General features: G+C 37.4%; 15 protein-coding genes and 9 tRNA genes. 9 read left to right on the forward strand and 15 right to left on the reverse strand.

Annotated features, from left to right (window positions below):
* Nucleotides 1-1,967: 1,967 nt before the first annotated feature.
* The 7 genes from PH4a_RS01235 to PH4a_RS01265 form a co-directional block, all read right to left on the reverse strand.
* Nucleotides 1,968-2,043: transfer RNA gene (locus PH4a_RS01235), tRNA-Val, on the reverse strand.
* Nucleotides 2,044-2,058: 15 nt separating this feature from the next.
* A tRNA-Lys gene (locus PH4a_RS01240) sits at nt 2,059-2,134 on the reverse strand.
* Nucleotides 2,135-2,175: 41 nt separating this feature from the next.
* Nucleotides 2,176-2,251 (reverse strand) — tRNA-Lys (locus tag PH4a_RS01245).
* A gap of 30 nt (nt 2,252-2,281) precedes the next feature.
* Nucleotides 2,282-2,357 (reverse strand) — tRNA-Lys (locus PH4a_RS01250).
* Between the two features lie 51 nt (nt 2,358-2,408).
* Nucleotides 2,409-2,484: transfer RNA gene (locus tag PH4a_RS01255), tRNA-Val, on the reverse strand.
* A gap of 43 nt (nt 2,485-2,527) precedes the next feature.
* Nucleotides 2,528-2,603, reverse strand: a tRNA-Val gene (locus PH4a_RS01260).
* 43 nt (nt 2,604-2,646) lie between these two features.
* Nucleotides 2,647-2,722, reverse strand: a tRNA-Val gene (locus tag PH4a_RS01265).
* Nucleotides 2,723-3,041: 319 nt separating this feature from the next.
* Here PH4a_RS01265 and gltX point away from each other — a divergent pair.
* The 3 genes from gltX to PH4a_RS01280 all read left to right on the forward strand — a co-directional run bounded on the left by gltX (nt 3,042) and on the right by PH4a_RS01280 (nt 4,798).
* A complete protein-coding gene (gene gltX, locus PH4a_RS01270; RefSeq protein ID WP_064720534.1) occupies nt 3,042-4,460 on the forward strand; it encodes a glutamate--tRNA ligase in 1,419 nt (472 codons plus the stop codon).
* A gap of 158 nt (nt 4,461-4,618) precedes the next feature.
* Nucleotides 4,619-4,694, forward strand: a tRNA-Ala gene (locus PH4a_RS01275).
* Nucleotides 4,695-4,722: 28 nt separating this feature from the next.
* Nucleotides 4,723-4,798 (forward strand) — tRNA-Ala (locus tag PH4a_RS01280).
* A gap of 63 nt (nt 4,799-4,861) precedes the next feature.
* On the opposite strand, the gene PH4a_RS01285 is transcribed toward PH4a_RS01280, so the two are convergent.
* Nucleotides 4,862-5,614 (reverse strand): SDR family NAD(P)-dependent oxidoreductase, encoded by a 753-nt coding sequence (locus PH4a_RS01285; protein ID WP_129037172.1) that lies wholly within the window; start codon nt 5,612-5,614, stop codon nt 4,862-4,864.
* Between the two features lie 217 nt (nt 5,615-5,831).
* Between PH4a_RS01285 and PH4a_RS01290 the strand changes: the two genes are divergently transcribed.
* Nucleotides 5,832-6,257, forward strand: a complete 426-nt coding sequence (locus PH4a_RS01290; RefSeq protein ID WP_129037174.1) for a MarR family winged helix-turn-helix transcriptional regulator — start codon at nt 5,832-5,834, stop codon at nt 6,255-6,257.
* Nucleotides 6,258-6,282: 25 nt separating this feature from the next.
* On the opposite strand, the gene PH4a_RS01295 is transcribed toward PH4a_RS01290, so the two are convergent.
* From PH4a_RS01295 to zipA, 4 genes are all read right to left on the reverse strand, one after another.
* On the reverse strand, nt 6,283-6,507 hold the full coding sequence (locus PH4a_RS01295; RefSeq protein WP_064720599.1) for a DUF3820 family protein: 225 nt from the start codon (nt 6,505-6,507) through the stop codon (nt 6,283-6,285).
* Nucleotides 6,508-6,675: 168 nt separating this feature from the next.
* Nucleotides 6,676-7,860 carry a NupC/NupG family nucleoside CNT transporter gene (locus tag PH4a_RS01300; protein WP_064720537.1) on the reverse strand — a complete coding sequence of 395 codons (1,185 nt, stop codon included), beginning with the start codon at nt 7,858-7,860 and terminating at the stop codon, nt 6,676-6,678.
* 234 nt (nt 7,861-8,094) lie between these two features.
* A complete protein-coding gene (gene ligA, locus PH4a_RS01305) occupies nt 8,095-10,116 on the reverse strand; it encodes an NAD-dependent DNA ligase LigA (RefSeq protein WP_129037177.1) in 2,022 nt (673 codons plus the stop codon).
* Between the two features lie 59 nt (nt 10,117-10,175).
* Nucleotides 10,176-11,207, reverse strand: a complete 1,032-nt coding sequence (gene zipA / locus PH4a_RS01310; RefSeq protein WP_208730483.1) for a cell division protein ZipA — start codon at nt 11,205-11,207, stop codon at nt 10,176-10,178.
* Between the two features lie 224 nt (nt 11,208-11,431).
* On the opposite strand from zipA, the gene cysZ reads away from it, so the two are divergent.
* Complete coding sequence (gene cysZ / locus PH4a_RS01315; RefSeq protein ID WP_129037181.1) at nt 11,432-12,202, forward strand: sulfate transporter CysZ; 771 nt, start codon at nt 11,432-11,434, stop codon at nt 12,200-12,202.
* Nucleotides 12,203-12,244: 42 nt separating this feature from the next.
* Here the strand turns inward: cysZ and PH4a_RS01320 are convergent, their stop codons facing one another.
* Nucleotides 12,245-12,784 (reverse strand): hypothetical protein, encoded by a 540-nt coding sequence (locus PH4a_RS01320; protein WP_064720600.1) that lies wholly within the window; start codon nt 12,782-12,784, stop codon nt 12,245-12,247.
* A gap of 230 nt (nt 12,785-13,014) precedes the next feature.
* On the opposite strand from PH4a_RS01320, the gene cysK reads away from it, so the two are divergent.
* From cysK to crr, 4 genes are all read left to right on the forward strand, one after another.
* The gene (gene cysK / locus PH4a_RS01325) at nt 13,015-13,968 is read left to right on the forward strand and encodes a cysteine synthase A (protein ID WP_129037183.1); all 954 of its coding nucleotides are present in this window, start codon (nt 13,015-13,017) and stop codon (nt 13,966-13,968) included.
* Between the two features lie 329 nt (nt 13,969-14,297).
* On the forward strand, nt 14,298-14,555 hold the full coding sequence (gene ptsH / locus PH4a_RS01330; protein ID WP_064720542.1) for a phosphocarrier protein Hpr: 258 nt from the start codon (nt 14,298-14,300) through the stop codon (nt 14,553-14,555).
* Between the two features lie 136 nt (nt 14,556-14,691).
* Entirely contained in the window at nt 14,692-16,419 is a 1,728-nt protein-coding gene (ptsI, locus tag PH4a_RS01335) for a phosphoenolpyruvate-protein phosphotransferase PtsI (RefSeq protein ID WP_064720543.1), read from the forward strand.
* A 49-nt stretch (nt 16,420-16,468) separates the two neighbouring features.
* On the forward strand, nt 16,469-16,978 hold the full coding sequence (gene crr / locus PH4a_RS01340; RefSeq protein WP_023581647.1) for a PTS glucose transporter subunit IIA: 510 nt from the start codon (nt 16,469-16,471) through the stop codon (nt 16,976-16,978).
* A gap of 364 nt (nt 16,979-17,342) precedes the next feature.
* On the opposite strand, the gene cysM is transcribed toward crr, so the two are convergent.
* Both cysM and cysA read right to left on the reverse strand, forming a co-directional pair.
* Entirely contained in the window at nt 17,343-18,227 is an 885-nt protein-coding gene (cysM, locus tag PH4a_RS01345; RefSeq protein WP_064720544.1) for a cysteine synthase CysM, read from the reverse strand.
* A 168-nt stretch (nt 18,228-18,395) separates the two neighbouring features.
* Nucleotides 18,396-19,484: a sulfate/thiosulfate ABC transporter ATP-binding protein CysA gene (gene cysA, locus PH4a_RS01350; protein WP_129037185.1), complete on the reverse strand. Its 1,089-nt coding sequence runs from the start codon at nt 19,482-19,484 to the stop codon at nt 18,396-18,398.
* Nucleotides 19,485-19,509 lie beyond the last annotated feature (25 nt).

Raw genomic sequence — 19,509 nt, forward strand, 5'->3', positions numbered from 1 at the left:
AATTTATAATGATGTGCATTTTTACAATAAAATATAAAATCATATATTATCGAATGCACTTTTTGTTTTAATAAAATATAATTTTTAGTCGATAAGAAATATTACAATTCATAACATGACTTATCATATGTAAATAATATACTACGCATTTAAACACTTTCAACTAGTCAAAAAAAGATAATTCAAACCTGTTAATTCACTCGCTGTAGTTAAAAACACCTAGGATAAGCAATTAATACCTTATACTTCAATTAGTTAAAATAATTAATTTATAAAAAAACTCTTTTTTTTCTTAAACTTTACTCATAAGTTGGATTAAACAGCTAAAAAATAGTTAATTTACAGAATAAAAATTCACTTTGAATAAAAATAAGTCAAGTTATGTTAGGTGAATTTATTTAAAATAATAAATTAACCTAAGAAATAGAGTACTTTTATTCTCTTTTATAAAAGAATATAAGAAATCTCAATGCATTTAGTAAAAATAGAAAAACAAACATAAATATATATAAAAAACAAATAATTACATGTATTTCATAATTAAATAAGACCAAAATCACTCTTTAAACATTTGTTAATTAATTTATATAAGCATAAACCCTTAGATCTTCAAGTAAATAGTTTTTTAAAATGAATAATAATTATCATTTCTGAATAATTAGTAATTAGAATCACACTAATTAAATTTTAAATTCATATTAATTTACTCACATCTTGTTCATTGTATAAAATAAAAAACTCTTTATTAGATAAAGTTGAAACTTTGTTATTGTAAAAAATATAACCCCTTTAATCATATAGTTATTGTTGTTTTTTATAAGTTAAATTGATATTTCTTTCTATCATAATCCTTACTAACACTCTTCTTTCCTTTTCACTCATAAACGAACAATAAGAAAAATCTCATGTCAGCATTTATCACAACTAAAGAGAAATGGATGAAATATTAATCTAATATTTATGTTATTTATCATGATCTAATTTTGTTAAAAAACCAGAAATAATACTTACCCCACTCCTACGTAATAACACCTAATTAGTATGGGAGTTATTCTTACCCCATAATAAACATTAATATTTTTATATAATTTATATTCCTGCTGCATGCACAATTTTCTCTAATTATGGTGAAAAATGAAATTTACCACTCTAAGACAAATCAGTAATAGATAGAAAAAGATGTTTTTGCTTTATATCACATATTTTGAAGAGTATTATCATATTAAGATTGATAAATATCAAACCGACAATAAAATAAAATAAAAATCAATTAGTTACATTTAAATTAGCGACAAAATATATGCTATTTTGATCAAACTAAAGATCAAAAGATACAATTAAATTTAACCATTTATATTTAATCTTATTAAAGTTGAACAGTAAAAAAATGAATAATATCAATTAGAACACACAATGGGCTCTTCATTTTATTCTTAGGCGCTTTCGAATGATGGATAGTGAGCTTTTTAATCAGCGTATCAGAGTAAAATGCTGCAAATTACTCACTTTACGTTAATAAAATTATAATAGAAAAGAAAAAAAGCTAAAAATCAATCCTTTTCTGTAACCAGATATTACGAACAAAAACAGCGGACTAGTAGGGATCTGAAGTAATGGTATTTCATTACAGCAAAGAAATTTATTTCTAGTAAATAAGCAATAATGTAGCTCGTAATAAATGCCTTTATCACGTCATACTTTGATGTTCTAACGAAACAATCAGTATTAACCTACTCCAATATTTAACCCGCACAGCCGACGATACACGCCATCTAGTGAGTAATGATGACAATACTTAATAGTAGCTTTAATACAAAAAATAAGAAGGTTATAAAGGTATAGCGAAAGGATGATTTTAAAATCATAAATCTTTAGATTTGATCAATTGCAAAACAATAGAATATTACAACAGAGTATTAAGTGGATATTTAGATGGGAAAATAAGATGAACTGCAGAGGTAAAGATATGGTGGGCGGTATTGGGCTCGAACCAACGACCTCCTCCTTGTAAGGGAGATGCTCTACCAACTGAGCTAACCGCCCGCTTTGATTATTAAATGGTGGGTCGTGGGCGATTCGAACGCCCGACCAATTGATTAAAAGTCAACTGCTCTACCGACTGAGCTAACGACCCATTTAATAATTTTTGCGTAAATCTTTAAGTAACCTTGTGAATGGTGGGTCGTGGGCGATTCGAACGCCCGACCAATTGATTAAAAGTCAACTGCTCTACCGACTGAGCTAACGACCCGTCACAATGCTTTTACTTTATTCTCAGAAATGGTGGGTCGTGGGCGATTCGAACGCCCGACCAATTGATTAAAAGTCAACTGCTCTACCGACTGAGCTAACGACCCATCTCTGATTTTTACTTAATGTGTGATATTGCTCGAAATAACCGGATGAAGTGGTGGGCGGTATTGGGCTCGAACCAACGACCTCCTCCTTGTAAGGGAGATGCTCTACCAACTGAGCTAACCGCCCACTTCATGATGACTAAATTCTCACTACCACGCTTTAATGTAATTGGTGGGCGGTATTGGGCTCGAACCAACGACCTCCTCCTTGTAAGGGAGATGCTCTACCAACTGAGCTAACCGCCCAATTACACTAAATTTTATTGCTTTTTTATCACGCCGAAATTAATGGTGGGCGGTATTGGGCTCGAACCAACGACCTCCTCCTTGTAAGGGAGATGCTCTACCAACTGAGCTAACCGCCCGTCGTGATGGGGTGCATTATAGGGATACTTCTCTATGAGTCAACGATTTTTATCGGATTTTTATCGTAAAAACGTTCGTTCGTTTTATTTTTAGTCAAGATGTGTTTTTTAGCACCATTACCTACACATCAATCGGCCAAAGTAATCCGCTTACCGGCTCTCGTCAAACAAAAAATCGACAATATTAAATTTTTATTCTTGTTAAAAGCTTAATGTCATTGAGGAATTAGCATCCAGTGATAAAATAAGCCAACAACTTTGTTTTTTTGATAATCACGATTACTTATCTATATAAGTAAGACGTACTAAGGCAATCCCAATGAGTAAAATAAAAACCCGTTTTGCACCAAGTCCTACTGGCTATCTACACGTTGGTGGTGCACGTACCGCACTTTATTCCTGGTTATATAGCCGTCACAATAAGGGCGAGTTTGTACTACGTATTGAAGACACCGATTTAGAGCGTTCTACTCAGCCAGCCATTGATGCAATCATGGACGGTATGAATTGGTTGAACCTAAATTGGGATGAAGGTCCTTACTATCAAACCAAACGCTTTGATCGCTACAATCAAGTTATCGATCAGATGTTAGAAGCGGGTACTGCTTATCGTTGTTATTGTTCTAAAGAACGTTTAGAACAACTTCGTGAAGACCAAATGGCAAAAGGTGAAAAACCCCGCTACGACGGCCGTTGCCGTCATGGTGAACATGTTCACACTGAAGGTGAGCCTCATGTTGTCCGGTTCTTAAATCCACAAGAAGGCTCTGTTATTTTTGATGATAAAATTCGTGGCCCAATTGAATTTAGCAACCAAGAACTTGATGATCTGATTATTCGGCGTACCGATGGTGCACCAACTTATAACTTCTGTGTTGTTATTGATGACTGGGATATGGAAATTACCCACGTTATCCGTGGCGAAGACCATATCAATAATACACCTCGCCAAATCAATATATTAAAAGCATTAGGTGCACCTGTACCTGAATATGCTCACGTGTCTATGATCCTTGGTGATGACGGTAAAAAGCTATCTAAACGTTATAATGCAGTTAGTGTTATGCAATACCGTGATGATGGTTACTTACCAGAAGCATTATTAAACTACTTAGTGCGTTTAGGCTGGTCTCATGGTGACCAAGAGATCTTTACTATTGATGAAATGGTTGAGCACTTCACTTTAGAAGCTATCAGTAAATCAGCAAGTGCCTTTAATACAGATAAATTGCTGTGGCTAAACCATCACTATATCAATACATTACCTGCTGAAAAAGTAGCTGTTTATTTAGATTGGCATATCAAACAACAAAATATTGATACGAGTAATGGCCCATCATTAGTTGAATTGATTAAATTACTTGGCGAACGCTGTAAAACATTAAAAGAGATGGCTGAAAGCTGTCACTACTTTTATGTTGATTTTGATGCTTTTGAGGAAGCGGCCGCTAAAAAACACTTACGTCCTGTTGCCCGTCAGCCATTAGAAGTTGTTCGTGATAAGTTAGCTAAAATCACAGATTGGACAGCTGAGAATGTGCATCAAGCAATTCAAAATACCGCTGATGAATTAGAAATCGGGATGGGTAAAGTCGGAATGCCGCTACGTGTTGCTGTAACCGGTGCTGGTCAATCTCCTGGCTTAGATGTCACTGTTCACGCTATTGGTAAAACACGAAGTATTGCGCGCATTAATAAAGCATTAGACTTTATTTCTGAACGAGAAAACCAAGCGTAATTTCTACATTTATCTCACTTATTAATGAAGGTACATTCCTTATTTTAGGGATGTATCTTTTTTTTTGTACTCTTTTTCAGCAATCAATAAATAATGTGAGATTAACTGATTGACAGTATTGTGCTTGTTGCCTATTATCAAGCCCGTTCCAGTATGTTGGGGCTATAGCTCAGTTGGGAGAGCGCTTGCATGGCATGCAAGAGGTCAACGGTTCGATCCCGTTTAGCTCCACCAATATACTTGCAGAACATACCACTTATGTGGGGTTATAGCTCAGTTGGGAGAGCGCTTGCATGGCATGCAAGAGGTCAACGGTTCGATCCCGTTTAGCTCCACCAAAATTTAAAAACCCTGAAGAGAAATCTTCGGGGTTTTTCTTTTCCATTATATTCTGTGATTTATTATTGTGCAGTATAACCACCATCAATAGCGTAAAAAGCCCCAGTTGAAAAACTGCTTTCATCTGAAAGTAGAAATGCGGCTGTTTTCGCAACTTCTTCTCTGGTTGCCATTCTTTTCATTGGATGTGTGCTTGCCATCCATTCTCGTACATCATTAGGTAGCATCTGCATACGCGGTGTATCAACATAACCTGGCCCAATCGCGTTGATTCTAATTCCTTTATCGGCAAATTCTAAAGCAGCAGAGCGAGTCATACCTAAAACAGCATGTTTGGCAGCGGTATAAGCTGATATTCCTGCAATACCAACAATACCGTTAGAAGATGAAAGGTTCACAATGCTCCCTCCTCCACTTTTTAATATTGCTGGAATACCGTATTTCAATCCATAGAAAACACCATTAATATCGGTGTCCATCACCGCTTTCCAATCATTTATTGGGTAATCAACAATAGAGGTATTATGCGGCCCTGTTATACCTGCATTATTGACTAAACCATGCAATGCTCCTGCCCGTTGCATTACAATATCAAACATTTTTTCCACTTGTAATGGATCACACATATCCGCCTTGATAGCAATAACTCGGTTAGAAGTAGCATCAATAGCACGAGCACAATGTTCTACCTGCGCTAAATTCCGCCCTGAAATAAATACCATTGCACCACGCTGGTACAATAATTGAGCGATGCCTTCGCCAACCCCCGTACTTGCACCTGTTACAAGTACAACTTTATTCTCAAAATTATTCATTTCTTAATACTCTTCTTTGTTACTTGTTAAAAAAGCATGATTAATAAGCTCTTTATTGTGTTGGATCTTGGATTTAAAGCCTTAGATAATTAACCAAAGTTAACTATATATGAACAGGGTATTTGATTAACCTTAGTTAATCAATATAAAGTTTATATGCCATAGTTGAACTGTTACTATTAACTTTAGTTAAAATGAATACATAGAGTGATTATTGATGAACCAAGAAATAGAACTAGAAAATGCACTATCACTATTACAGTGCACACTTGTTGCGCAGCGTACACGTTATAGCCCAGAGCTGGTCACTTGGGGGCAATATGATATTTTAGAATTATTACGTTTACGTGGTGATTTAACCCCTTCACAACTTAGTGATGAATTGGCCATTTCACGCCAAAATCTGTCTAAGTTTATGAGAGGATTAAAAAGGTTAGGATTTATTGCCCAATATCAGTCTGAACAAGATAAACGCGAGTTTATTACTCATTTAACTGAGGCAGGAAAAATATTTTTAGAAAAAGCGGCATTAGGCCGCAAACAAAATGCGCTAAAAGTCAGTGAAAGCTTAACACTGGGAGAGCAGGCCATTTTTATTGAGTTAAGTCATAAAATTATTGCGGCGCTAGCGAGCGAAAAATAACGCACTGATCTCATTTATTTACAGCCTATCCACGATTCTGCTTTAACGGCTTTAGAAGCTCTTCTAAGCCATCTATTTTAATAGCTAGAGTCATTTCCATTAATTGCCCTAATTTACCTTCTGGAAAGGCGCTTTTTTTAGCAAACCACAGTAAATACTCTTCAGGCAGATCCACCAACATACGCCCTTTATATTTACCAAATGGCATCTGTGTATTAGCAATATCAATTAAGTGCTGTTTTTCTAGCATTGTTTTATTTTCGCTTTTTCCATAAATATTAATTCGATTATAAGGAAATTTTACGATAAAAAAAGCAGCTCTCTTAGAGCTGCTTTTATTTTTCTGTTACTTGTTTTACGAGTTGCACGATTTACATTGTTATTTAATTCACATGCTATTTATCTAATTTAGATTTTATTAGACAAATAGACCTGCGATAGCTGCTGATAAGAAGCTAACTAATGTTGAACCGAAGAGTAATTTCAGGCCAAAACGAGAAACTACGTTACCTTGCATTTCGTTCAAACCTTTAATTGCACCTGCAACAATCCCGATAGAAGAGAAGTTAGCAAATGAAACTAAGAATACAGACAGAATACCTACAGAGCGTGGAGTAAGTTCTGCGGCTACATCTTGTAAGCTACCCATTGCAACGAATTCGTTAGAAACCAATTTAGTTGCCATGATACTACCAACACGTAATGCATCTTGTTCAGGCACACCAATAACCCATGCTAATGGATAAAAAACATAACCTAAACAATCTTGGAAGCTAATACCGAAAATCATACTGAAGATGGCGTTAACCGCAGCGATTAAGGCGATAAAACCAATCAGCATAGCAGCAACGATTAATGCTACTTTAAAACCAGCTAAGATATATTCACCTAACATTTCAAAGAAGCTTTGGCCTTCATGTAGATTACCCATTTGAATGTCTTCTTCATTCTCAACTGAATATGGGTTAATAACAGAAAGGACGATAAATGTACTGAACATATTCAGAACCAGTGCAGCAACAACATATTTTGGATCTAACATTGTCATGTATGCACCAACTATCGACATTGATACCGTCGACATTGCCGTTGCAGCCATAGTGTACATACGACGTTGAGACATTTTGCCTAATACATCTTTATAGGCAATAAAGTTCTCTGATTGACCAAGAACTAATGAACTTACGGCGTTGAAAGATTCCAATTTTCCCATACCGTTCACTTTAGACAGTACAGTACCGATAATACGGATCACGAAAGGTAATACTTTTATATGTTGAAGAATACCAATCAATGCAGAAATAAAGATAATTGGACATAAAACATTCAAGAAGAAGAACGCTAAACCACCTTTCATCATGCCACCGAATACGAATTCTGTACCCTGTGCTGCATAACCTAATAAGTGATCAAATAATCCAGCGAATCCACGAACAAAGCCTTCACCAACATCAGAGTTGAGGAAGAACCATGCTAATGCTAATTCAATTACTAATAACTGCACGATATAACGCAAGCGGATCCCTTTGCGATTATTACTCGCAATGAATGCTAATGCGCCGATAACGGCAAGTGCCAAAACGAAGTGAATGATAGAGGACATGCATGCTCCAAAAATAAAAATAAATCTTGATGAGCATTTTATGTAACGCGTAACATTAGGATGTGATTTTCATCACAATATCATGAAACTATATACACACTATTTATTAAATAAGATAGGTTGATCACACTTTGTGAGTATTTGAAGAAGTGTAAATTGTAAATTTAGCTTAAGTAAAATGTGTTACTGAGAGGCTTTCTCAGTAACACAAAGTAGATACTAGAGTGGTTATTCCTAGAGATCAAGTAATCTTATCATTTCATCTTCATCAATGACGGTAACACCTAACTCATTAGCTTTCACCAACTTAGAGCCTGCAGCTTCTCCTGCAATCACCATATCTGTCTTTTTAGAAACACTACCACTCACCTTTGCACCTAGTGCAACAAGCCTATCTTTTGCTTCATCACGTGTTAGTTGTGAAAGTGATCCTGTCAATACTACAGTTTTACCTGCAAAAGCATTATCACCTGCTTTATGAGTCACGATAACTGGGGCTGCCCAAGTTATTCCTGCATCATGAATTAGTTGATCAATAACTGTTTTGTTGTGCTCTTCTTGGAAAAAATTCACAACATGTTTAGCCACAATATCGCCGACATCAGGTACTGCTTTTAAAGCATCAATATCTGCATGACGAAGTGCGTCGAGTGTCGCAAAATGTGTTGTTAAACCATTTGCTGTTGCTTCCCCTACTTCTCGTATTCCAAGCGCGTAAATAAAACGTGCAAAAGTCGTAGATTTGGCTTTTTCTAAAGCATTAATTAATTTTACTGCTGATTTTTCACCCATTCGTTCTAGACCCGCTAATATTTTCGCATCTAAACGGAAAAGATCAGCCGGCGTTTTTACGTATTCTTTTTCAACAAGCTGGTCGATAATTTTATCACCCATGCCATCAACATCCATTGCACGGCGTGAAACAAAGTGTTTTAACGCTTCTTTACGTTGAGCACCACAAATTAAGCCCCCCGTACAACGCGCAACCGCTTCTCCTTCAATACGTTCAACGTCTGATTGACAAATAGGACACTGGATAGGAAAAACGATTTCCTGAGCATTTTCAGGGCGTTTTTCTTCAATCACACTAACAACTTGTGGAATAACATCGCCTGCACGACGAATAACAACCGTATCACCAATACGAAGCCCTAAGCGTTCAATTTCATCTGCATTATGGAGTGTCGCATTACTCACCACCACACCCGCAACCTGTACAGGTTCTAGGCGTGCAACAGGTGTTATTGCCCCTGTACGACCGACTTGGAACTCGACATCTTTGATGACGGTTATTTGTTCTTGCGCTTGGAATTTATAAGCAATTGCCCAGCGTGGTGCTCTTGATACAAAACCTAATTCTTCTTGTAGTGCAATATCATCGACTTTGATAACTACGCCATCGATATCAAAACCTAAATTAGGACGAATTTCTTCAATGTGCTGATAAAAAGCTAAAACAGCTTTACTGCCAGTGCAGAGTTTTACTGCATCACTAACGGGTAATCCCCATTTTTTAAACTGCTGCAAGCGCTCATAATGGCTTGCAGGTAATTCACCACCTTCAAGCACGCCCACGCCATAGCAAAAGAAAGTGAGTGGACGTTTAGCCGTAATTCGAGGATCTAATTGGCGTAATGATCCAGCTGCCGCATTACGTGGGTTAGCAAATACTTTACCGCCGGTACGTCTTGCTTCTTCGTTTAAATGTTCAAAGCCTTTTTCCGTCATAAAGACTTCTCCACGAATTTCAATACGAGCGGGGATATCATCACCATATAAACGCAGAGGGATAGCTTTAATGGTTCTCACATTTTCAGTGATATTTTCCCCTGTAGTGCCATCGCCTCGAGTTGCAGCTTGTACTAACACACCATTTTCATACAGTAAGCTGACCGCTAAACCATCGAGTTTTAATTCACAGCAAAAGGTGATTTCTTCATTATTTTTTAAGCGGTCACGTACTCGTTTATCAAATGCCTCATAAGTCGCTTCATCGAAAGCATTATCTAGAGAAAGCATAGGTATTTCATGTCTAACTTGCTCAAATGCCGTTAAAGGCAGAGCACCAACTCGTTGAGTCGGAGAATCAGGTGTGATAAAGGACGGGTGTTCAGTTTCTAATGCTTTTAGCTCATTCATTAAGCGATCATATTCAGCATCAGGAATTTCGGGTGCATCCATGACATGGTAGAGATATTCATGGTGACGTAAGGTAGCGCGAAGTTCATCAATACGTTGTTGGATATTTTTATTCATGAGTTATATCACCAAAGAAGAAAAACCCCCGCAAGCGGGGGCTTTTTTACAAATAAAAGTTATTGATTTAAATCTAGCGTCCTACGTATTCTAGATTTATAAAGCTCGATTTTTTGTGGTGTAAGTAGTTTGCGCTCGTCATCCAGCACAACACCACCCACATCAGAAGCAATCCGCTGAGCGGCTTGCAACATCAATTTGAAGTTTTGATTAGCATCGCCATAAGATGGCACCATCATAAACATTGAAACACCCGGCGTGGTTAATTCTGCCATTGTCTCTATGTTGAATGTACCCGGTTTTACCATATTCGCTAAACTGAATAAAACAGGCCCATTACCTGATGGATTTAAATGACGATGGAAAATATTCATAGCACCAAACTGGAACCCTGTTTGAATGATGCTCTGCATAAGAATTTCGCCATCTAACACTTGCCCATGATGCGCACTCACATTCAATACTAAAACTAGCTCTTTTTCAGCCGGAGGATGTGCTGATGTATCTTCAGCGTCTTCCACTTCAGGGTGAGTATCAAGATGAGGTTTAGCCTCTGAATGAGTAATATCAGCATTCAATGCATTATCTGATAACGGGTTATCAGGTTCAGCAATATGATCTGAGTGAGTCGCATGAGAAAAAATAGCTTTCTCTTCAACATGAATCGTTGTTGCTTCTCTTGGCTCACCCTTAACAACAGTGACATTTTCTTTTTCAATAGCATCAAAAACACCAAGACTAGGTTCTTGTTGTGATGATGTATCGTTAGAATGCCCATGTGTCGGGGATCCAGACAATAATGGATCTTTACCAACCTCTGATATTTCAGGTTCAAATGTACTCTCCACTTTTATTGGCGGTACATTCTCTTCTTTTTCAGAAGTGGATAAAGATGATGTCTGATGGCTAGCCTCATATTGTGGCTCGTCATCGTTCTCATCTGACTGATAATTCTGTTTCTGACGTTTTACTGGGCGATTACGGAAAAGCTTGGAGCGCTCTTTTCGACCAATCCATAAGCCGTGTAATAACAAAGCTATGATTAAAATCGCACCAACAACGATTAATATCAGACGCAAATTTTGCTGCATCATTTCTATCTCTGTTGTCTTGAGGTTTAATAGCCACGTTGGCGAATATTCTTTTACTAAGAGTATTTGCCAATGCTTATAAGTGCAAGCCAATACTTAATTTTCTTGTCACAAAGACGCACTCTTCAATCTCTTATGCGCATTTTTTAGACAATTAGTGACTAGTAAGGCTGATTATCTCTCTATATGATACTAGCTTGCACTCATAGGAGAGAATAGGAAGTATGACAAATTTGACTGAAACGACTAAAAATTTAAATGGATTTCATTATTTTGCTCTTGGCTGGCGTTTAATCACACGCTCAGGGTTAAAGCGTTTTGTTATCTTACCTTTACTTGCCAACATTATTATTCTCGGTAGCGCGTTTTGGTGGTTATATGGCCAAATTGGTGGCATGGTCAATTGGATGATGGAAAAAGTACCAGATTGGCTACAGTGGTTAAGTTATTTAATTTGGCCACTCTCTGTCATTTTTATTTTATTGGTATTTACCTACTTCTTTAGCACCATAGCGAATATTATTGCATCCCCTTTTAATGGTTTACTCGCTGAGAAACTTGAAAGCCAAATTACTGGTATTGCGCCACCAGATACGGGTGTTATGGGGATTATGAAAGATGTTCCTCGTATTTTAAAACGAGAATTAACCAAAATAGCTTATTATCTTCCAAGAGCTATTGTTTTGTTATTACTCTATTTTATTCCAGTAGTCGGCCAAACTGTCGCACCTATTTTATGGCTTGTCTTTGGTGCATGGATGATGGCAATTCAATATAATGACTTTCCATTTGATAATCACAAAATATCATTTGCAGCAATGAAATCCTCTTTAAAACAGGATAAATGGAATAACCTACAATTTGGTTTTGTAATTAATATTTTTACCATGATACCTATTTTAAATTTAGTCATCATGCCAGTGGCAATTTGTGGCGCAACGGCGATGTGGGTTGATCGTTATCGCAATCAGCATATTGAAAAAGGGCAATGGTAAATCATTTTTAAATAAGGCTCCTTAGTAGGAGCCTTATTTTTCTTATTCGCCCGAATTAATAAGCGAATGGATATATTCTAATGTTTGTGATTCATCCATAGGTTCGCGTTCATTAATTCCCATTTCAAAAATATTCAAGACAGAATCTAATTTTTCTAAAATCTCTTCATCATCATGAACACAGAGAATATAGCCATTTTCAAATGGAGTAAGATCCACTAATCGTAATCCTTTTTCCGTTAAAAAATGGTTAATATATTCCAAATAAGGCAGCTCATAAGGCAACATATAGGGGTCAACACTCACTTCATCCCACTCTATATTTTCAACTTGCGATAAAATGAGTGCGCTAGGTGATTGTGAAAAAGTAACTTGCTCTAAAGATTTTAATTCTGGTATTTCACCAAAATATTCTGTCCATTCAACGTAATCCATTAATCCTTGAGCAGAAAGCGACTCATATAACCAATTTAGGACATCTTCCTGAGCATCTGATTCCGGTGTGTTTTCACGTAATGCTTGAGCGTCTAATTCGGGAATTGCTTGTTCTAATACCTCGATTAACTCATCTATCGTTTCCATGTCTACCTCAGTGTTTATAATAAACAGACTCATCATTTATCCTGATTATCATCATAACATTCATCACTATAATTAATATGTGAAATTTCTCACTCTGTATTGATTAGATTTTTTTGGAATAAAAAGTAGAAATAGTTATAAGGATATTCATAAAGCTTATTTCCATCTTTTGCTTGATGGCGTATGGTAAATTCATCTGACCTTATAAAAATGATGTACCGAGGATTAAAATGAGCAAAATTTTCGAAGATAACTCGCAAACCATTGGCCATACCCCACTTATCCGTTTAAAACATTTCGGAAATGGCAATATTTTGGCTAAAGTAGAATCTCGTAACCCAAGCTTTAGTGTTAAATGCCGCATCGGTGCAAACATGATTTGGGATGCAGAAAAAAAAGGTATTTTAAAGCAAGGCGTTGAACTGGTTGAGCCAACAAGTGGTAACACAGGGATTGCACTTGCTTATGTTGCGGCTGCGCGCGGTTATAAATTAACCCTAACAATGCCTGATACCATGAGCGTTGAGCGGCGTAAATTGCTTAAAGCATTAGGTGCTAATTTAGTGCTAACAGAAGGCGCTAAAGGTATGAAAGGCGCTATTGATAAGGCAAATGAAATTCGTGATAGCGACCCTACTCGCTATCTGCTATTACAGCAATTTAGTAACCCAGCAAACCCTGAGATCCATGAAAAAACTACAGGGCCTGAAATTTGGAATGACACCGATGGTAAAGTTGATGTCGTGATTGCAGGTGTCGGTACTGGTGGCACTATTACAGGTATTGGTCGCTATTTAAAGAAAACTCAAGGTAAAGCCGTTACGATGGTAGCTGTTGAACCAACCGGTTCGCCTGTTATTACACAAGCATTAGCAGGCGAAGAAATTCAGCCAGGACCACATAAAATTCAAGGTATTGGTGCCGGATTTATTCCTGCAAACCTTGATTTAACATTACTAGACCGTGTTGAGCAGATTACTAACGAGGAAGCTTTTGATACCGCTCGTGAATTAATGACTAAAGAAGGTATTTTAGCAGGTATTTCCTCTGGGGCTGCGATTGCTGCGGCAGTTAAATTGGCAAAAGAACCTGAATTTGCAGATAAGCAAATTGTGGTTATTTTACCTTCTTCTGGTGAACGTTACCTCAGTACACCACTTTTTGCAGACATCGCAGATAGCTAACCCCAGCACATTTAATTGTAAACAACTTATTAAAAAAGCACCTATATGGTGCTTTTTTTGTGGTGGAGATCAAACTTTGCTACGTAGACAGGTGATTTATTCCTTCGAGTTTAGTATTTAATCAATTAATTATTTCGAAGGTCGAAATTAATCAGAAAATAAACGAGAAAACAAAACAGCTCTCATTTATATTTCTACGATAAATTTTTATCAGATGATGCATTCGTTTTATCTTATCTGATATTGCTACGCAAAGCAGGACAATTTCATCTACACTTACTAAGTCCTGACTTGATGTGAAAACTTGAGTTATAAAAGGAAAATATCCTATGTACCAGCAAGAAGTTACTATTACAGCACCAAACGGCTTACATACTCGTCCCGCTGCGCAGTTAGTAAAAGATGCCAAAACATTTTCTTCTGATATCAGCCTTATCTCTGGTGGTAAATCTGCCAGCGCTAAAAGCCTATTTAAATTACAAACTTTAGGTTTAACTCAAGGCACTGTCGTCACTATCTCTGCTGAAGGCGAAGATGAAAAACAGGCTGTTGAACACTTAGTTAAATTAATGGCTGAATTAGAGTAATAACTCCGATAGGCCATTAACATTGTACACACCCCTGAATAACCTTCAGGGGGATCACCCAAAGATGATTTTAAAACAGCAGTGTCGCAAGATCCTATTCTTTTAAAATTATCACCAGCAAGTCGTAGGATAAATTATGATTTCAGGAATTTTAGCATCACCAGGTATCGCTTTCGGTCAGGCTCTACTTCTTAAAGAAGAGCCTCTTATCATTAGCCAACGTAAAATTCAAAGTGATGAAATAGACAATCAAATTGAACGTTTTAAAGATGGCCGTAATAAATCAGCGCAACAACTAGAAATTATTAAAGAGCGTGCTGAAAAAAATCTGGGAGCAGATAAAGCCGAAATTTTTGAAGGCCATATCATGTTGCTCGAAGATGAGGAACTTGAACAAGAAATTGTGACCCTTATCAAAGGTGAAAAGAAAACTGCAGAAGCTGCTGTTCAATCTGTTATTGAAGACCAAGCAATGGCATTAGAAGCGTTAGATGATGAGTATTTAAAAGAGCGTGCTGCTGATGTACGAGATATTGGCAAACGTTTAATGCGCAATATCTTAGATATGCCAATCATCGATTTAAGCGCTATTGCAGAAAAAGTCATTTTAGTTGCTCCTGATCTCACCCCTTCTGAAACCGCACAACTTAATTTAGAAAACGTCTTAGGTTTTATTACCGATCTGGGTGGTAGAACATCTCATACATCGATCATGGCGCGTTCTTTAGAAATTCCTGCCATTGTTGGAACATCTAATGCGACTCAAACCATAAAAAAAGACGATTATCTTGTCCTTGATGCAATTAATAATAAAATCATTATTAATCCATCTGAAGAGGAACTTGATAAACTTAAAGCTATCAAAGCTGAGTACCTACATGAGAAAGATGAGCTCGCAAAATTAAAAGATTTACCTGCGATAACACTTGATGGTCATCAGGTTGAAGTTTGTGCAAATATCGGTACTGTACGTGATGTTGCGGGTGCTGAACGTAATGGTGCTGAAGGTGTTGGTCTGTATCGTACTGAATTTTTATTTATGGATAGAGATTCATTCCCAACAGAAGAAGAACAATTCCAAGCTTATAAAGCTGTGGCACAAGCAGTAGGAAGCCCAGCCGTTATTATCCGTACTATGGATATTGGTGGCGATAAGGACTTACCTTACATGAACCTACCAAAAGAAGAGAACCCATTCTTAGGTTGGAGAGCAATTCGTATTTGTCTTGACCGTAAAGAGATCCTTCATTCGCAATTACGTGCTATCTTAAGAGCATCTGCTTTTGGTAAACTACGCATTATGTTTCCAATGATTATCTCTATTGAAGAGATCCGTGCATTGAAAGCAGAACTTGAAATACTGAAAAGCCAACTTCGTGCAGAAAATAAAACTTTCGATGAGTCTATCGAAGTTGGTGTCATGGTTGAAACCCCTGCGGCGGCCGTAATGGCACGTCTCATGGCAAAAGAAGTTGACTTTTTCAGTATTGGGACTAACGATCTAACACAATATACTCTGGCTGTAGACCGTGGAAATGAGCTGATATCTCATCTGTATAATCCAATGTCACCAGCAGTACTTAACCTGATAAAACAGGTTATTGATGCATCACATGCAGAAGGTAAATGGACTGGAATGTGTGGTGAACTTGCCGGGGATGAAAGAGCAACTCTGTTGCTTTTAGGCATGGGATTAGATGAGTTTAGTATGAGTGCTATTTCAATTCCTCGCATCAAGAAAATTATTCGCAATGCGAATTTCGATGATGCGAAAGCATTAGCTGAGCAAGCACTTGCTCAACCGACTGCGAAGGAATTAATGGACTTAGTAGAAACTTTTACTAAAGAAAAAACACTGTGCTAATCGCATTAGCCAGAGCCCGGTCCCAACTAAAATAATTAGGAGAAGATTCATGGGTCTGTTTGATAAATTAAAATCACTGGTTTCAGAGGAAAAGAAAGGCAGTGGCACGATTGATATTGTTGCACCACTTTCTGGTGAAATCGTCAATATCGAAGATGTTCCTGATGTTGTTTTCGCTGAAAAAATCGTAGGTGACGGTATTGCTATCAAACCTGCTGGTAATAAAATTGTTGCACCAGTTGATGGTACTATCGGTAAAATTTTCGAGACTAACCATGCTTTCTCTATTGAATCGGACAATGGTATCGAGTTATTTGTCCACTTCGGTATTGATACTGTTGAACTGAAAGGTGAAGGATTCAAACGTATCGCTGAAGAAGGTCAACAAGTAAAAGTTGGCGATACTATTTTAGAATTTGATCTGGCTGTGCTAGAAGAAAAAGCAAAATCTGTACTTACTCCAGTTGTTATTTCTAATATGGATGAAATTCAAAGTTTAACCAAAATGACAGGTCCTGTTACCGTTGGTGAAACCGTTATTATTCAGATTAAAAAATAATCTAACAGCTTAATGATATTAAAACCGCCACTAACCAGATGTTGTTGTGGCGGTTTTTTTATATTTAAAAACTAAGAAATGCTAGATGCAGTCAACAACGCTGCTGTTTGAAGTATAACGATATCCTTACTCTAAAGAATTCAAGATGCAGCTAGGCGACAAGTGAATGAGTCACTAGGAGCATACACAAGTATGTGACTAGTGCGAGTAAGCGTAGTCAACAACGCTACAGTTTGAAGTATAACGATATCCTTACTCTAAAGAATTCAAGATGCAGCTAGGCGACAAGTGAATGAGTCACTAGGAGCATACACAAGTATGTGACTAGTGCGAGTAAACGTAGTCAACAACGCTGCAGTTTGAATTATGACGAGTAAACGCCCGTTGATAAATAACGATCACCCCTATCACAAATAATCGCCACAATTACCGCCCCAGGATTTTCTTTTGCAACGCGCAAAGCGCCCGCTACAGCACCGCCAGAACTTACGCCACAGAAGATACCCTCTTGACTTGCTAAACGGCGCATAGTCTCTTCTGCTTCATTTTGAGACATATCTATGACTTTATCCACCAGCTCTTTTTTAAAGATACCTGGTAAATATGCTGGTGACCAACGACGGATCCCTGGAATTTGGCTTTTCTCTTCAGGCTGAAGCCCAACAATTTGAACATTATCAGATTGTGTTTTTAAATAACTCGCCACACCAGTGATAGTGCCCGTTGTTCCCATGCTTGAAACAAAATGAGTAATACGACCTTGGGTTTGCTGCCAAATTTCAGGTCCTGTAGAGATAAAATGCGCTCGAGGATTATCAGGGTTATTAAACTGATCGAGCACTTTCCCTTCACCCTTTTTTTCCATTTGTTGTGCTAAATCTCGCGCCCCTTCCATACCTATTTCACGGCTAACTAAAATAAGCTCCGCGCCATAAGCTTGCATAGAAGCCTGACGTTCTTTACTCATATTTTCAGGCATTAAAAGCTTTAAATGGTAACCTTTTACAGCGGCAATCATTGCAAGTGCAATACCTGTATTACCACTGGTTGCCTCAATCAGCGTATCACCCGGCTGAATTTCGCCTCGTAATTCTGCTTGTTCAATCATTGATAAAGCAGCTCTATCTTTCACTGAACCTGCTGGATTATTACCTTCTAATTTAACCCAGATTTCAGCATCTACACCTTGTGTCAGCCGTTGTAGTTTTACTAACGGTGTATTACCAATAAATTGTTCTAACCCAGCCACAGTAAGTCCCTGATCATTTGTTAGTCTATATCTATGAAGAAATCACATTTGCTTTATTAACGCAATAACATTAACAAAATTAGATAAATATCAACACAATGAAAAATACCCACATTATCTTTAGTATGGGTATTCATAAATTAAATAACTTATTGATAATAGATAAAATTATGCAGTATAAGCTAATGAAACTGTATTTAAGGGGGTATCACCCGCATATAAACGTGCTTGGGCGCCCCCCATATAGTAAGTTGCCCCTTTAATCGGTGTGGTAGCGATATCGTTCCAAATTGCTGTTATTGGCGTATCACTCCAACCTATAGGTTGTAAAATAAGCTGCCAATAATGCCCTTTAGGAGAGGCTTCCATTACTTTAACAGGTAATCGACAAACGCTATTTTCATGAGCATTTAGCGTCACTTCCCAAGAACGTAAAAATACATCGACCTGTCCCTGATAAAGTGGTGTTACCGATAATGGAAGGTGATAACCACCAATTTGCAACTGAGCACCATTAATCTCGCCTTGAAAGTGATTTACATCACCTAAAAATTCCAGCACAAAGCGACTTGTTGGTGATTGCCATACTTCTTGTGGTGTACCAACCTGTTCTATTTTACCGTTACCCATAATGACAATACGATCAGCTACTTCCATCGCTTCTTGCTGATCATGAGTGACAAATACACTGGTAAATTTAAGCTCTTCATGCAATTCACGTAACCAACGACGTAACTCAGTTCTTACTTTTGCATCAAGAGCCCCAAAAGGCTCATCAAGCAATAATATTTGCGGCTCTACAGCTAATGCTCTAGCTAATGCTACTCGTTGTTTTTGACCACCAGACAATTGAGCAGGATAACGTTGCGCTAAATGCGGTAACTGTATCATCTCTAATAATTGCTCAACCTTTTTACGGATAGCCACATTATTTGGTCTTTCGTGACGAGGTAAAACGGTTAAACCAAATGCAATGTTGTCAAATACTGTCATATGGCGAAACAGGGCATAATGTTGGAATACAAAACCCACTTTACGCTCTCTTGCATGTAAACGACTGACATCTTTTTCTTGAAAAGAGAGGTTGCCTTGGGTTTGATGCTCTAACCCAGCAATAATGCGCAATAAGGTTGTTTTACCTGAACCCGAAGGGCCTAACAATGCCACCATTTCACCTGAATCAATATTTAAATTAATATCATGCAACACTTCAGTGCGATCAAAATATTTTGTGACGTTATTAATTTTAATACTCATATTTTGCCTCTACCTATGTGTCAGT

It is taken from the genome of Proteus hauseri, from assembly GCF_004116975.1.
Lineage (GTDB): Bacteria > Pseudomonadota > Gammaproteobacteria > Enterobacterales > Enterobacteriaceae > Proteus > Proteus hauseri.

Bases quoted from the DNA above. Each gene is read 5' to 3' on its own strand.
- gltX (WP_064720534.1), top strand. From the start codon at position 3,042: ATGAGTAAAATAAAAACCCGTTTTGCACCAAGTCCTACTGGCTATCTA.
- ptsI (WP_064720543.1), top strand. From the start codon at position 14,692: ATGATTTCAGGAATTTTAGCATCACCAGGTATCGCTTTCGGTCAGGCT.
- PH4a_RS01285 (WP_129037172.1), bottom strand. From the start codon at position 5,614: ATGAATAATTTTGAGAATAAAGTTGTACTTGTAACAGGTGCAAGTACG.
- PH4a_RS01295 (WP_064720599.1), bottom strand. From the start codon at position 6,507: ATGCTAGAAAAACAGCACTTAATTGATATTGCTAATACACAGATGCCA.
- cysA (WP_129037185.1), bottom strand. From the start codon at position 19,484: ATGAGTATTAAAATTAATAACGTCACAAAATATTTTGATCGCACTGAA.
- crr (WP_023581647.1), top strand. From the start codon at position 16,469: ATGGGTCTGTTTGATAAATTAAAATCACTGGTTTCAGAGGAAAAGAAA.
- cysK (WP_129037183.1), top strand. From the start codon at position 13,015: ATGAGCAAAATTTTCGAAGATAACTCGCAAACCATTGGCCATACCCCA.
- PH4a_RS01320 (WP_064720600.1), bottom strand. From the start codon at position 12,784: ATGGAAACGATAGATGAGTTAATCGAGGTATTAGAACAAGCAATTCCC.
- PH4a_RS01300 (WP_064720537.1), bottom strand. From the start codon at position 7,860: ATGTCCTCTATCATTCACTTCGTTTTGGCACTTGCCGTTATCGGCGCA.
- PH4a_RS01290 (WP_129037174.1), top strand. From the start codon at position 5,832: ATGAACCAAGAAATAGAACTAGAAAATGCACTATCACTATTACAGTGC.
- ptsH (WP_064720542.1), top strand. From the start codon at position 14,298: ATGTACCAGCAAGAAGTTACTATTACAGCACCAAACGGCTTACATACT.
- cysZ (WP_129037181.1), top strand. From the start codon at position 11,432: ATGACAAATTTGACTGAAACGACTAAAAATTTAAATGGATTTCATTAT.
- ligA (WP_129037177.1), bottom strand. From the start codon at position 10,116: ATGAATAAAAATATCCAACAACGTATTGATGAACTTCGCGCTACCTTA.
- zipA (WP_208730483.1), bottom strand. From the start codon at position 11,207: ATGCAGCAAAATTTGCGTCTGATATTAATCGTTGTTGGTGCGATTTTA.